This is a genomic window from Rhizobium sp. SL86 (assembly GCF_026672545.1).
GTDB lineage: Bacteria > Pseudomonadota > Alphaproteobacteria > Rhizobiales > Rhizobiaceae > Neorhizobium.
Genome location: NZ_JAPPRJ010000001.1, coordinates 2,120,555 through 2,134,735, shown reverse-complemented (window position 1 = coordinate 2,134,735; position 14,181 = coordinate 2,120,555). Strand labels below are relative to the sequence as shown.

Genomic DNA, 14,181 nt, shown 5'->3' with positions numbered 1-14,181 from the left:
TGTTTTGCACTGCGACGAAAGACCTCATAGGGAGCATAGACTTCCTGCTTTAGTCGCAAGTAGACAAAACGCAAATTTCGAACTGAAAGATGCCACGGTTGATGAAGCTCATTCGCCGGCTTAGTGCCCTCGCTCTTCCTTTAGCCCTTTCGGGCTGTGATCTCGTCGTGATGTCGCCGTCGGGCGACATTGCCATGCAACAGCGCGATCTCATCATCATTTCGGTGGTGCTGATGCTGCTGATCATCGTGCCCGTCATGTGCCTGACGCTCTATTTCGCCTGGCATTACCGGCGCTCCAACACCACGGCGAAGTATGATCCCGAATGGCATCATTCCACGCGCCTGGAAGTGGTGATCTGGTCTGCTCCGCTTGCGATCATCATCGCACTCGGCGCCGTCACCTGGATCAGCACCCACAAGCTCGATCCTTACCGCCCGCTCGACCGGATCGATGCATCGCGTCCGATCACGGCCGAAACCAAGCCGATCACCATCGAAGTGGTGGCGCTCGACTGGAAATGGCTGTTCCTCTACCCGGAACAGGGCATTGCGACCATCAACGAGATCGCCGCACCGATCGACACGCCGATCGAGTTCAAGATCACCGGCACGACCGTGATGAACTCCTTCTACATTCCGGCGCTCGCTGGCCAGATCTACGCCATGCCCGGTATGCAGACGAAACTGCACGCTGTCATGAACAAGGAAGGCGTCTATGACGGCTTCTCCGCCAATTACAGCGGCGACGGTTTCTCCGGCATGAAGTTCAAGTTCCACGGCATGAACAATGACGGCTTTAATGCCTGGGTTGCCCAGGTGAAGGCCAACGGCACCATGCTGAACCGCGACACCTTCCTGAAGCTGGAGCGTCCGAGCACCCGCGTGCCGGTCACCTACTACGCGAATGTCGAGAACGGCCTTTACAATGCGATCCTGAACATGTGCGTCCAGCCGGGCCAGATGTGCCAGGACGAAATGATGCACATCGACATGATGGGCGGCGCCGGCGTCGACAGCCACGAGAACCGCGAGCGGCTGGAATACGATACCCGCTGGTCCGTTGAAGCCGGCCCTGGCGCCACCCATCCCGCAACGGGTCATGGCGCCAAGCAGGGAACGGAAGCGGAAGGGGTCAACAATGCCCCGGCAGCCGGTTCCGAGGCCGGAGAGGGCCAGGGCACCGCCCCGGCTCAGCTCAACACAAATCCGAAGCCGTAAGCCGCGGCTTGAGACGAACTGGAAACTGAGATGTTTACGAACAGTAACCTGATGGAATTCATCTTCGGTCGGTTGTCGTGGAGTTCGCTGGCGTTCACGCATGACCCGATCATCCTGATGACCTTCATCGCCGTCGTTCTCGGCGGTGGCGCCGTCGTCGGCGCAGTCACCTATTTCCGCCTCTGGGGCTATCTCTGGAAGGAGTGGTTCACCAGCGTCGACCACAAGAAGATCGGCATCATGTATGTCGTTCTGTCGCTCATCATGCTGCTGCGCGGTTTTGCCGACGCCGTCATGATGCGCACCCAGCAGGCCGTCGCCTTTGGTGCGAACGAAGGTTACCTTCCGCCGCACCACTATGACCAGATCTTCACCGCCCACGGCGTGATCATGATCTTCTTCTTCGCCATGCCCTTGGTGACGGGGATCATGAACTACGTCGTGCCGCTGCAGATCGGCGCACGCGACGTGTCCTTCCCCTTCCTCAACAACTTCTCGTTCTGGATGACGGCGGCCGGCGCCGTGGTGATCATGCTGTCGCTGTTCGTTGGCGAATTCGCCCGCACCGGCTGGCTGGCCTATCCGCCGCTCTCCGGCGCTGATTATTCGCCGGGCGTGGGTGTCGATTATTACATCTGGGGCCTGCAGGTCGCCGGTGTCGGAACGACGCTATCGGGTATCAACCTGATCGCCACGATCGTGAAGATGCGTGCTCCGGGCATGACCATGATGAAGATGCCGATCTTCACCTGGACCTCGCTCTGCACCAACGTCCTGATCGTCGCCTCCTTCCCGATCCTGACCGCAACACTCGTTCTCCTGACCCTTGACCGCTACGTTGGCACGAATTTCTTCACCAACGATCTTGGCGGCAACCCGATGATGTACGTCAACCTCATCTGGATCTGGGGCCATCCGGAAGTCTACATCCTGATCCTGCCGGCCTTCGGCATCTTCTCCGAAGTGGTGTCGACCTATTCCGGCAAGCGTCTTTTCGGTTATGCCTCGATGGTCTATGCGACCGTCGTCATCACCATCCTGTCCTACCTGGTCTGGCTGCACCACTTCTTCACCATGGGTTCGGGCGCCAGCGTCAACGCCTTCTTCGGCATTACGACGATGATCATCTCGATCCCGACGGGGGCGAAGATCTTCAACTGGCTGTTTACGATGTATCGTGGCCGCATCCGTTACGAAGTGCCGATGTACTGGACGGTCGGCTTCATGGTGACCTTCGTCATCGGCGGCATGACGGGCGTAATGCTTGCCGTTCCGCCGGCCGACTTCGTGCTGCACAACTCGCTGTTCCTGATCGCGCACTTCCACAACGTGATCATCGGCGGCGTGGTGTTCGGCCTTCTCGCCGGCATCAACTTCTGGTTCCCGAAGGCCTTCGGCTACAAGCTCGATCCGTTCTGGGGCAAGATGTCCTTCTGGTTCTGGCTGATCGGCTTCTATTTCGCCTTCATGCCGCTCTACGTGCTCGGCCTGATGGGCGTGACGCGCCGCGTCAACCACTTCGACGACTCGTCGCTGCAGATCTGGTTCGTGATTGCCGCCTTCGGTGCCTTCCTGATCGCGCTCGGCATCGCCTCCTTCATCATCCAGCTGGTGGTCAGCTTCCTGAAGCGCGACCAGCTGCGTGACCTGACGGGCGACCCGTGGGATGGCCGTACGCTGGAATGGGCAACCTCGTCTCCGCCGCCGGAATACAACTTCGCCTTCACGCCTGTCGTTCACGACCACGACAGCTGGTACGACATGAAGAAGCGCGGTTACGTCCGGCCGCTGGAAGGCTTCAAGCCGATCCACATGCCGAAGAACACCGGCACCGGTGTCATCCTCTCCGGTCTCAGCGTCGCACTCGCCTTCGGTCTGATCTGGTACATGTGGTGGCTGGCAGCTCTGTCGTTCATCGGCATCCTGGTGGTCTCCATCGCACACACCTTCAACTACAAGCGCGACTACTACATCCCGGTCGAAACCGTCGTTGCGACCGAGAATGCCCGGACGAAGCAGCTCGCGGAACAGGCCTGATACAATGAGTGCACCCCACACCGCCTCGGCCGACAAGCCGACGTTCTACCTGACGGAAGAACACCATCCGGAAAACAGCACCATGCTGGGTTTCTGGATCTACCTGATGAGCGACTGCCTGATGTTCGCGGTCCTCTTCGCAACCTATGCCGTGCTCGGCCGCAGTTATGCGGCTGGCCCTTCGCCGGCCGATCTGTTCGATCTGAACCTGGTCGCCATCAATACGGCCATGCTGCTGTTCTCCTCCATCACCTATGGCTTCGCCATGCTGAGGATGGAAAAGGGCGACAAGGCCGGCACGCTGAAGTGGCTCGCCATCACCGGCGTCTTCGGCCTCGCCTTTCTCGGCATCGAACTCTACGAGTTCCACCATCTGATTCATGAAGGTGCGACCCCGCAGCGTTCGGCCTTCCTGTCGGCCTTCTTCACGCTCGTCGGCACCCACGGTCTGCACGTCACCTTCGGCTGCATCTGGCTGGTGACTTTGATGGTCCAGGTCTCGAAGCACGGCCTGATCGAGGCCAACCGCCGCCGCCTGATGTGCCTGTCGATGTTCTGGCACTTCCTCGACGTGGTCTGGATCGGCGTCTTCTCCCTCGTCTATCTGATTGGAGTGATCGGATGAGCTCGGAACCCCATGCTCCGGCGCATGAAAGCGCCCACAACACCCATCACGGCCACAGCCATGGCCATGAAGCCGCGCACGGCACGTTCAACAGCTACATGACCGGCTTCATCCTGTCGGTCATCCTCACCGCCATTCCCTTCTGGCTGGTGATGGGCAACGTGATCGAGAGCAAGGCGCTGGCAGTTGCCATCGTCATGGGCCTCGGCGCGGTGCAGATCGTCGTGCACATGATCTACTTCCTCCACATGAACACCAAGTCGGAGGGTGGCTGGACCATGCTGGCGCTGATCTTCACGATCATCATCGTGGCGATTGCGCTCGCCGGTTCCCTCTGGGTCATGCATCATCTGAACACCAACATGATGCCGATGAACCCGGAAATGATGAAAAACCTGCCCTGACGGCAGACAGGATGGCCCCGATTCTGGCGGGCCATCCTCCTAGGAAAGTTCGACATGACCACCGAGGCCCGCCATCCAACCGCAAAGCGTCACACCGCCTTTGCCCTTGTGATGGCGGGCCTCGCTTTCGTTTTTATCGGGCTCGGCACCTGGCAGGTGCAGCGCCTGTTCTGGAAGCTGGACCTGATCGCCCGCGTCGATGCCCGGGTGCATGCGCCAGCCGTTCCGGCCCCTGCCCCCTCGGAGTGGCCTGCCGTTTCAGCAGACGCCGCCGAATATCGCCATGTCACGGCCAAGGGCACATTCCTGCATGACAAGGAAGTCTTCGTTCAGGCGGTGACGGAACGCGGTCCGGGCTTCTGGGTCGTGACACCCCTGCAGACGGCGGACCAGAGCATCATCCTCATCAACCGCGGTTTCGTTCCAGCGGACCGGCGCGACCCTGCCGCCCGTCCGGGAAGCCAGCCCGAGGGCGAAACGCTTGTCACCGGCCTCTTGCGCATCAGCGAACCCGGCGGCGGATTTTTGCGCGCGAACGATCCGGCGGCTGGTCGCTGGTATTCCCGTGATGTCGCGGCGATTGCCACGGCAGAGGGGCTTGCCAATGTCGCGCCCTATTTCATCGACGCCGATCGCGCCTCCAATACCGGCGATTATCCGGTCGGCGGGTTGACGGTGATCCAGTTCCGCAACAGCCATCTCGTCTACGCGATCACCTGGTATTCCCTGGCGGCGATGTCGATCGGCGCAAGCATCTACCTCTTCCGCCGCAGACCGACAGAAGCGCCCTGATTACCTCTACGGGAACCGCCTTGCGTGCCACCGGTTATCCTTCCTGACAAGGAAAGGTATCTCAGCATGATCAAGGACCTGAAGAACGACCCGATCGCGAGCCCCGAGGACGACGCACCCGAACGCCGCAAGAAACAGCGCGCCGGCCGCACGATCATCACCTTCTTCATCATCTATGCGCTCGGCGCCTTCAGCCTCTATCTGTTCATCGTCTTTTTCGGCTCCATTGCCTCGACGCAATGAGGACCGGGCTCATACCGCCCGAGGTTCATCCGTCCGGTAGGCGCTGGTCTGCTTGCGGAACCGTTCCGGCGCACCGGGCTCCGCATATTTGGGAAGCTCGTCCATATCCGTTTTGTTGAGGACAACGCCGACCGTCTTCGCGCCGATCGTCGGCTCCTGTTCCAGCACGCTGCGCACCAGCTTCACCGGCGTTTCGCCCCATTCGACAACCATCAGGAAACTGTCGACATGCCCTGCGAACGCCTTGGCATCGATAGCCGGCACCAGCGGCGCTAGATCCACCACCACATAGTCAAAACGGCCGTTCACCGTCTCCATCAGGCGGCCCATATCGGCAGACGCAAGGATGTCGCTCGTGTGCGGAAAGGCCTTGTCGCGCGAGGCGATCGGCAGGATCGCCAGACGCGCCTTCGGATCGACGGTGATCGCGCTCGTCCAGGGCGCCTCGCCGCGCAGCACTTCCATCAAACCGTTCATCGGTTCGGCACCGAGGATGCCGCTCGAGACCCGGTTGTAGGAATCGGCATCGATCAGCAGCGTCCGCTTGTTCATGGCACCGAGCAAGACCGCGAGATTGGCCGCGACCACCGATTTGCCCTCCCCCGGCAGCGCGGAAACGACGCCGATCACGCGGCAGGCCCGGTTCGGGTTTGCCTGGTCGCAGGCAAGCTTGGCGTTGCGCAGCGTCTCGGCAAAGCCGGAGCGTGGATAATCCACCGCCACGCGGGTGAGTTTGCGAACGAACTCATCCTTCGGCGGCGCCGATCCGTCCCCCGCATACGGTTCCGGCAGTGTCTCGGCCGGCTTGCCATCCTTGCCGGCAGAGGATGCCCGCTTGATCAGCGCCAGATAACCGATGAACCGCAATCCGAGATGGCTCTTGACGTCCTGCCCGATGCGGAAGCCTCGCTCCTTCAACTCGAGAACCGTGGCAATGCCGCCGCCGGCGAGAAGGCCGAGCACGATCGACAGCGCCATCGTGAGCGTCTTTTTCGGGCTCGAGGGAGAAATCGGCACGCCGGCTTGCGAAATCACACGCGCCTTGGCGATCGGAAAGGACTGTCGTTGCGAAGCCTGTTCGAAGCGGTCGAGGAAGGACTGATAAAGGGTCTTCAGCGACGCCGCCTTCTGCTCCAGTTCCCGCAACTGGACGAGCGACACATTGGCCTCCGAGTTGCGGCCGGCCACCTGGTCGATGCTCTTGCGCAACGATTCCTCGCGCGAGCGCGCCACATCATATTCGTTGCGGAAACCGGCGGTCAGCTGCTGCAGCTCGCTGAAGATCTGCCGCTCGATCTCCTGTCTTTCCGTCTGCAGAAGCTGCGCCTGCCGATGCTCCGGACCATACTGCTCCAGCACCGAACGCTGCCGCTCCACCACCGACTGGTACCGCTTGCGCAGATCCTGGATGACGGAATTGTCCGCATCGCCGGCAGAGATGATCGCATTGTTGACGGCCGCTTCAGCCCCCTGATCCACGATCGCCTGATACTGGTGGTAACGGGCGGCGGCGGTCGCGCTATCGGCCTGGGCAACGATCAGCTGGCTCGTCAGGTCCGCCAGCTGCTGTGACGACAAAAGCTCGCCGCGCGGCGAGATCAGGCCGTTGTCGGTCTTGAACTTCTCGACCGCAAGGGCTGCCTCCTGCGAGCGCGCATTGAGATCCGTCAGACGCTCCTGCAGCCAGACCGATGCCTTTTCGGTGGCCTGGAAATTGGCGTTCAGCTGTTCGCTGACATAGGCTTCAGCGTAAGCCCGCGCCAGCCGCGCCGACAGCAGCGGTTCGGGCGAGCTGACCGTCAGTGCGATGACGGAACTTCTCGCCACCCGATCGGCCGTCAAGGATTGCTGCAGGATCGCCGCCGCCTTTTCCCGTCGTCCGTTGCGCGCAGCCGTTTCCGAGGCTGGCGTGTCCGCCGGCGAAACGAGAGAGGCGACGCTTTTCACCGCATCCTTCGCAAGCGCCACCGGCGATTTGGGCGGGTCGAGGAAGATCTCGTTATCGGCAAGGCCGAGTTCGTCCACCACGCGCAGCGCCAGCGTCTTCGACTTCATCAGTTCGACAGCGCTCGACAACTGGTTGTCGATCAGCTGCGCCGACTGGCTGCTCTGCTCGTCTTCCGCATACCGCGACAGGCTTTCGTCGATCAGGATCTGCGTCATCGAGGTGAAGGCCGGAGGAGTCATCACCAGATAGGCGCCGGCCAGCATCATGGCGATGACGACGCTGATGATCACCAGCCTCGCACGACGCACCACGGCGGAATACAGGCGATCCAGATCGATGAAGGCGTCCGTATCCTCTTTTGCGGTCGCAAACGACGTCGAGCGAAGGTTGATGTGGTCCATTCTCAGATCCTTTCGAGCCTTGGCAGGCCACAATTCACGGGGACGCCTTGTTGAGACGAAGGGCCGGACCGAACCAGCGCCGCAGCCGCGCTTCGACGGGCATCTTCAGATGTCGGAGCACGGAGGGCTGGGAAACCGCCAGGTTGAGGCAGTCGCGCCAGGCACGCCCCTTGATGGCTTCGACCAGATCGATAAAGGCAAGCGCTTCCTTGAGGCTTCGATACCGCACGGCTTGCGCCTGCGCCGCCGGACCCTGCAGCGGAAAATCGCGCACGAAACGGCGATCCGCCTCCATCATGGCCGTCACGTGATCACGCCGCAGCACACGGGAAATCGAGCCGTCGCGCACGTGATAAAGATAACCCGGCTGCGGCTCCACGGCACAGGTGCCGCCACGGGCAAGCGCCGAGGCGAGGAAGATATAGTCCTCGCCGATCCGCAGCGCCTCGTCGAACCGCAGAGCGTGCCGCTCGATGAACGCCCGCTCGAACATCGGCTTCATGTAGCCGAAATTGAAGGTGGCGCGGAACAGCACGTTGGAGCGGATGAACTCCTCCAGCGACAGTGAGGAGAGCCGCTGCAGGAGAGGCTCCGGAAACATGGCTGCGCTACGATAACCCGGCCGGAGCACCATGACATTATCCACGACGATATCGGCGGACAGCCGTCCCGCCGCGGCGATCATCATGGCGGAGCGTTCGGGCAACACCTCGTCGTCGGAATCGAGAACCGCGATCCATCGCCCGCGCGCTGCGGCAATGGCATCGTTGCGGGCCGCCCCCGGTCCACCGTTCTGGCTGCGCTCGATCAGTCTTACCCGCGGATCGCCGAAATAACGGACGAGTTCGGCCGTACCATCCGTGGAGCAGTCATCCGCCACCACCACCTCGACGGCGACACCCACCTGGGCAAGAGCGCTCTCAATGGCAAGACCGATCGTATCGCGGGCATTGTAGGCGGCGATGACGAAGGAGACATCCGGCATTGGGGTTTCGTTCATGCAACCTCCACCGAGCCATACTGGCGAATTTCCCGCACACCGATGATCCCTGCCATGGCGCCGACATGCAGCGCGCCGCGCAGCAGGTTGCGATTGCGCGCTTCCGGCGACAGGATGGAAAAAAGCGCCGCAAGACCGCAGTAAGCGGCCTTGGCCCCGGCGACGGCAAGCTGGCGGACACGACCCGGCCATGCCGTCCTCGCGCCGAGAATGCGGCCATGGGTCTGGCCCGAACGGAAGCGGCGTTTCATCAGCCAGCCGAACCGCGCGCGGTTTTCGGGAACCGGCTCGCTGAGCCAGGCACGTTCGGCAAAGGCGATGCGCCCGCCGGCATCGGTCACGCGGGTGAAGAAGTCCGTATCCTCGCCGCCGCTCTGGCCAAGCGTCAAGGCAAACCGGCGCCCGCGCACCTGCGGCGAGCGCATGTCGAGGAGCGCGTTGCAGGTATAACCGGTCCGGATGTTCGACCCGACCCAGACAGGACGGGTGGAATGAAAGTCGCCCTTGCGCATCCAGGCGGGGGCATTGTCGGCATAAACGGCACGGACGGGGCCGAGCACCGCATCGGCCGTCGTCGCCTCGGCCGTGGCCAGCAGTTCGGCCAGCCATTCCGGCGATGCGGTCTCATCGTCATCGATGAAGGCCAAGTAATCGCCGTCGCTGGCATTCAGGCAGGCATTGCGGGCAATCGAGATGTTGGAGCGCGGGCAGTGCAGGTAGGACATCTCGAACGGTGACTGCAGCCGCAGCCGCTCGAAAAGGTCGAAGGCGCTCGGCGTCGCATCGTTATCGGCCACGATCAGGCGAAGACGCACCCCAGCCGGTACGACGAGCTGAAACAGCGACAGCAGCGTCGCTTCCAGTTCCGGTCGGCGGAAGGTGCAGATGCCGATATCCACGTAAAGATGGGAGAGCGTACGTTCACTCGTCATGCCGCAACCCTCCCCTTTCGGCGCCCGAACAGTTCCAGCCAGAAACCGGTGGACCAGGCCGCATGCATGATCATCGCGGCCACTGCCGCCAGAACGCCGTTGGGGTTGCGTTCGCGCACCGCCATCCACGCCCCATAGGCAAGGCACAGGAAGGCCCAGGCAACCAGAGGCACGGCTGCCACCCAATGGATGACCGCAAGCAGAGCGCCGACGATCGCAGGCATCACCATCAGCGGCAAGGCCTGGCGCAGTTTCGGCACGGCATGGTGCTTGAGGAGGTTGCGCGCCCGGCCACGGCCATAACCCAGATACTGCCGGAAGAGCGAACCGGGGCTGGAGCGTGGATAGTAAGTCATGAAGGTCTTCCCCGTCATCCAGATGCGATAACCGGCCTGGCGCAGGCGGAAATCGAGTTCCGCATCCTCGTTATGGCTGAAGCTCTCGTCATACCCGCCAACGGCGCGGAAGGCCGCGATCCGCATCAGCGCATGGTGGCCGTGATCGATCCACTGTCCTTCGGCCCCCTCGCGATGTTTCGAGCCGCCATTGCCAAGCTTGGAGTTCTGCGCCAGCGCGGTTGCGCGCTGGAAAGTGCCGAGGCCGACGGTCTTCATGCCAACGACCACCGAATCCGCGCCCGTATCGACGGCCTCCTGCAGCAGCACCTGGCAGTAGTCCGCCGGGTAATCGCCATGCGCGTCGATCCGGATGAGGAAATCCCGGCCATCACCAAACCGCTCGACCGCAAGGTTGATCGCAGCGCTCTGGATGCGCTTCGGATTGTCGATGAGCGCAAGGCCGGAGATCTTGTCCGTGAGCGCCGCGACGATCGCCGGCGTGCCATCCGTGCTGCCACCATCGGCAACGACGATGAACATGTCATGATTGCCGCGGCTTTCAGCCAGGCTGAGCAGCAGGGGTTCGATGTGGCGCGCCTCGTTGAGACAAGGGATGACCACCAGCACTTTCATCTCGGGCAAGATCGGGGACGACATACACTAACCTTCCGATTGCAGGGGGGACGGGATGATGAAACCGGCCTCGGCCGGGGCAGTCGATCCAAGCGCCGCCAACTGACGGACAAGCGCCTGGCATTCCGCGCGCCCGACAGCCCAGGCGGAGTGGTCGGAATCGGCAAGTGTTGCAAAGAGGCTGAGGTACTCGTCGACGCCGAGCGCCTGCAGGCGCCGAACGATCTCCGGCACATGCGCCTGTGCAAGCAGCAAACCGAGCTGGCGCCTGGCCAGAAACCGGCCGGTTTCGGTCGAGGAGAGTGCGATCGGTACCGCCCCGTGCAAGACACCTTCATAAAGGCGGTTGGGCAGCAGCCATTCGGAATTCAGCCCCTCCTCGAAGAAATCGATCGCCCAGACGAACTGCACCTCGCCGTAGATCCGCGACAGATCCTCCGGATTGCGATAGGTGCCGTGGAAGGAGACGTGCGGGGTCTGCGCCACCTGCTGTTCGAAATCCGGAAACTCCTTGGGCGACACACGGCCGCGAATGACGATCTCGACCTGCCCCTTCATCGCCGCCGCGATCTCGGCGAGGATGGCAAAACTCTTGCGGCAACGGATCGCGCCGAACCAGCCGATTCGCCAGGGTTCGCCCTTGCGCGGCGGACGCGCGACGGGCGGCCAGAGACCGGGATGCGGATCCAGATCGAGAACCTTGTTTTCCAGAAGCATCACCGGCAGCCGCAGCTTCGAGCGCGGCTTGAAATAATGCTCGACAAAGGCCGGGGAACTGGTGACCAGCAGGTCGGCGCTCCGGCCGAACTGGCCTTCGGCCGCCCGCAGCAGCCGTCCCTTGATGCCCTCGTCGAGCAGCAGCCGATGGATATCGAGGCACTCGTAGACAAGCGCAGATGTTGCGCCGAAATGCGCGCGGGCCCCCTCCCCAAGCGCCAGCATTTCCAGATTGCGGGCGATGATCACCTCCGGCTTCTGAAGGCCGGACAGGTGGCGGGAAAGCGTCGCACGCGCCTTCACCACCGCGCCGATACGCTGGGCAAAACGGCCATCCGCCGTTTCCCCCAGCACCCTCACCGGCACGTCCCGTTCATCGGCCAGCCGGTTGACGTCACGAAGGAAGCCGGCAACGGACACCGTGGCACCACCGGCCTTCAGCATGACCACACGCCGGCGGATGGCCGGATCGGAGAGATCATGGGCGAGGTAGAGAACGTTGATCGTCACGTCGTCCGGCTCCTTTATGTTCAGCCCATCATGGGCATCGTGAAGAGAGGCCGAGGCGGCAAAGCGCCTCAGTCCAGCGTGCAGACAATCGAGTCCGGGAAGCGGCAGGTTTCACCAAGCGCAGTGAAGGCAATACGATCCACCTGCATGGTGATCGGGCCGGAATAGGAAAAGCTGCCAAGCCATTCTTTGGACGTGTCGGAGGCCCAGAGGCTCGCAAAGATCTTCTGCGGATTGGACGGGATCTTCGACGGATCGGTCACCTCATGCACCATGCGGCCATCGACGAAGTAACGAAGCCGGTCATTTTCCCAGACAAAGGCATAGTCGTGGAAACCCTTGTCGGCACCGCCTTCGACCGCCACCAGCTTTTCGTTGCCGCCCTTGCTAGAAACATACTGGTTCAACTGCACCTGGTTGGTGTTCTTGCCCAGCACCTCGAAATCGATCTCGTCATGCGGTTGCTTGTCGGTCGGGCCGATATAGGTGAAGAAAGCGGAATTCGTGCCCGATCCGGTGCCCGCTTTCATGCGCACCTCGTAGGTGCCGTAACCATAGCGCTGGCGCGTCTGGATCTCGCCGCAGACATAGGCGCGATCCGCCGTCTGCTGCGCCTCAAGGCCAAGCGTGAGCATGCCACCTTCGACGCGCACCTGACCTTTCGACCAGGTGCAGTTCTGATGAGCGCCATTGGCCCAGCCATCGGAGATGTACCAGAAAGTCTTGTCGAGTGTGTCGAAGGTTTCGACGAAGGATGCGCCGGTTGCAGCCTGCGCAAGGGCCGGCTGCGTCACAAAGGCGCAAGCCGAAAGAAGAGCGGGGATAACGAGACGGCGAATGGATGAAAATTTACGCATTGTTTGACCTCTTGTTCCGGGATGCTGACGCTGGAAGGCTTGGCCCCGGCTCCGACCGCCCGAGGACAGGAGAGCCACTGACGGGTTTTGCCCGGGTCCGGTTGCCGGTCAGCACGCCATAGACGCCTGGCGCCCACTGCAGGGCCAGACGATGACTGAGGATAACGGCGGCGAAGGTGACGAGGACGGCAAGAGCGTAAAAAACCGGATAAAAGCTCGGATCTGCGAAACGGTTCCAGATCATCCATAGACCGATCAGCAAGGGATAATGCGCGCAGAAGGTCCAGAAACTGAGGCTTCCCGTGCGTGACAGTCCACGCCCGAACGGCGTGCGGATCAGCGCGGCCGAAAGAAACCAGAAACCCGCGGCCCCCAGGATGGACAGTACATTGCGCAACATCAGCAGCACCGCCGGATAGTCCGGCCCGGTGAGATAAAGCCCATGCGCCAGAAGCGCTGCAGACAGGGCCACCAGTCCGCCGAGCGGCAGCGCCCAGTCATCGAAGCGCTTGAGATCGACTGGATAGAGGGCGAGAAAAATGCCGAAGGTGAAACTGAACAGGATCGAGTTCTTGAGAACGATCCCTGCGTCGATATCCGGAAAGACCGCAAAGGCAAACAGCGCACCGAGTGTGATCGTGGGAAGACGGCGGACGAGAAGCGCAAGGATGGGCGCAATCAGGATGCAGATCAGGAGATCACGCAGGAAATAGAGCGGCAAGTTGACTGGAAAACCTTCGAACGCCAGCGCCTGATCCATCAGAAGGGTCAGCGTGGCACGGTTGAGATTTGGGAAGTACCCGATGCCGGCGCCCATTTTCTGCACCAGGTACACGAGCACAAGAAGCCCGAGATTCCACAAAAGAAAGGGCAACAGCACGGTGCGGCTCTTCGACAGGATCACCCGGGAATAGTCGAAACGCTCGATGCCGCGCTGGAACAGCAAATAACCGGAAATGGCGCTGAGGCAGGGAACGCCGATACGAAACAGGCTTTCCCCCAGAAAGACCCTCAGCCAGTCGAACAGGCCATGGTCATGCTGGAACGGGCTGACCTCGCGGTTATAGGGGATATGCACGAAAACGATGCCGGCGATCAGCAGCATGCGCATCAGGTTGATACGGGAGGATATGTTCTGATCCACGGTCACATCAGTCACCCCTAGTTGAGGCCGCTCCTCCCAAAGCGACCATTTCGACCAGAGCGGCCTTTGGCCCCCTCAGAGCCCAAGGATGCGGGTCCCTTTCGGGCAAAATGTGGCGCTGCAGCAATTTCTCAAGCGGCAAGCCACAAAAATGCGATTCAGCATCGGAATAAGCTCCCGCAAATGTGAACGAAAGGCTGCACTGACAGATGCCGGGCACAAGGAAACCAAGCCCTTATCAGTTTTCGATCAGGTGTCCGGACAGAGAGAGCCGTGATGCTGTCGATGGGCGCCGGAGAGCCGCACGGAGAGGCGCTTTGCGCCAATCCTCATCCGGAGCGGCAGCAATTACGGCCGAAATGTGGCAGAATTGGATAGAA

At 61.6% G+C, this 14,181-nt stretch carries 13 protein-coding genes; 6 read left to right on the top strand and 7 right to left on the bottom strand.

Annotation, left to right across the window (positions count from 1 at the left end; genetic code table 11):
* Nucleotides 1–89: 89 nt before the first annotated feature.
* The 6 genes from cyoA (at nt 90) to OU993_RS10500 (ending at nt 5,321) form a co-directional block, all read left to right on the top strand.
* The gene (cyoA, locus tag OU993_RS10525; RefSeq protein ID WP_268156837.1) at nt 90–1,220 is read left to right on the top strand and encodes a ubiquinol oxidase subunit II; all 1,131 of its coding nucleotides are present in this window, start codon (nt 90–92) and stop codon (nt 1,218–1,220) included.
* Between the two features lie 30 nt (nt 1,221–1,250).
* Nucleotides 1,251–3,257, top strand: a complete 2,007-nt coding sequence (gene cyoB, locus OU993_RS10520) for a cytochrome o ubiquinol oxidase subunit I (protein WP_268156835.1) — start codon at nt 1,251–1,253, stop codon at nt 3,255–3,257.
* 4 nt (nt 3,258–3,261) lie between these two features.
* On the top strand, nt 3,262–3,882 hold the full coding sequence (gene cyoC / locus OU993_RS10515) for a cytochrome o ubiquinol oxidase subunit III (RefSeq protein WP_268156833.1): 621 nt from the start codon (nt 3,262–3,264) through the stop codon (nt 3,880–3,882).
* Nucleotides 3,879–4,286, top strand: coding sequence for a cytochrome o ubiquinol oxidase subunit IV (cyoD, locus tag OU993_RS10510; protein ID WP_165217365.1), 408 nt, complete (start codon nt 3,879–3,881; stop codon nt 4,284–4,286). Before cyoC ends, cyoD begins: the two co-directional genes overlap by 4 nt.
* Nucleotides 4,287–4,340: 54 nt before the next feature.
* Nucleotides 4,341–5,078, top strand: a complete 738-nt coding sequence (locus OU993_RS10505) for an SURF1 family protein (RefSeq protein WP_442792901.1) — start codon at nt 4,341–4,343, stop codon at nt 5,076–5,078.
* A gap of 66 nt (nt 5,079–5,144) precedes the next feature.
* Nucleotides 5,145–5,321 (top strand): hypothetical protein, encoded by a 177-nt coding sequence (locus OU993_RS10500; protein ID WP_268156831.1) that lies wholly within the window; start codon nt 5,145–5,147, stop codon nt 5,319–5,321.
* Between the two features lie 9 nt (nt 5,322–5,330).
* Here the strand turns inward: OU993_RS10500 and OU993_RS10495 are convergent, their stop codons facing one another.
* The 7 genes from OU993_RS10495 to OU993_RS10465 form a co-directional block, all read right to left on the bottom strand.
* Nucleotides 5,331–7,670, bottom strand: a complete 2,340-nt coding sequence (locus tag OU993_RS10495; RefSeq protein ID WP_268156830.1) for a Wzz/FepE/Etk N-terminal domain-containing protein — start codon at nt 7,668–7,670, stop codon at nt 5,331–5,333.
* Between the two features lie 34 nt (nt 7,671–7,704).
* Nucleotides 7,705–8,670, bottom strand: a complete 966-nt coding sequence (locus tag OU993_RS10490) for a glycosyltransferase family 2 protein (protein WP_268156829.1) — start codon at nt 8,668–8,670, stop codon at nt 7,705–7,707.
* Nucleotides 8,667–9,602 carry a glycosyltransferase gene (locus OU993_RS10485; RefSeq protein ID WP_268156827.1) on the bottom strand — a complete coding sequence of 312 codons (936 nt, stop codon included), beginning with the start codon at nt 9,600–9,602 and terminating at the stop codon, nt 8,667–8,669. Before OU993_RS10485 ends, OU993_RS10490 begins: the two co-directional genes overlap by 4 nt.
* Complete coding sequence (locus OU993_RS10480; protein WP_268156825.1) at nt 9,599–10,597, bottom strand: glycosyltransferase family 2 protein; 999 nt, start codon at nt 10,595–10,597, stop codon at nt 9,599–9,601. The genes OU993_RS10485 and OU993_RS10480 overlap by 4 nt, the downstream gene beginning before the upstream one ends.
* 3 nt (nt 10,598–10,600) lie before the next feature.
* Entirely contained in the window at nt 10,601–11,800 is a 1,200-nt protein-coding gene (locus tag OU993_RS10475; RefSeq protein WP_268156823.1) for a glycosyl transferase family 1, read from the bottom strand.
* Between the two features lie 68 nt (nt 11,801–11,868).
* Complete coding sequence (locus tag OU993_RS10470; RefSeq protein ID WP_268156821.1) at nt 11,869–12,657, bottom strand: glycoside hydrolase family 16 protein; 789 nt, start codon at nt 12,655–12,657, stop codon at nt 11,869–11,871.
* Nucleotides 12,650–13,816, bottom strand: coding sequence for an acyltransferase family protein (locus tag OU993_RS10465; RefSeq protein ID WP_268156819.1), 1,167 nt, complete (start codon nt 13,814–13,816; stop codon nt 12,650–12,652). The genes OU993_RS10470 and OU993_RS10465 overlap by 8 nt, the downstream gene beginning before the upstream one ends.
* Nucleotides 13,817–14,181 lie beyond the last annotated feature (365 nt).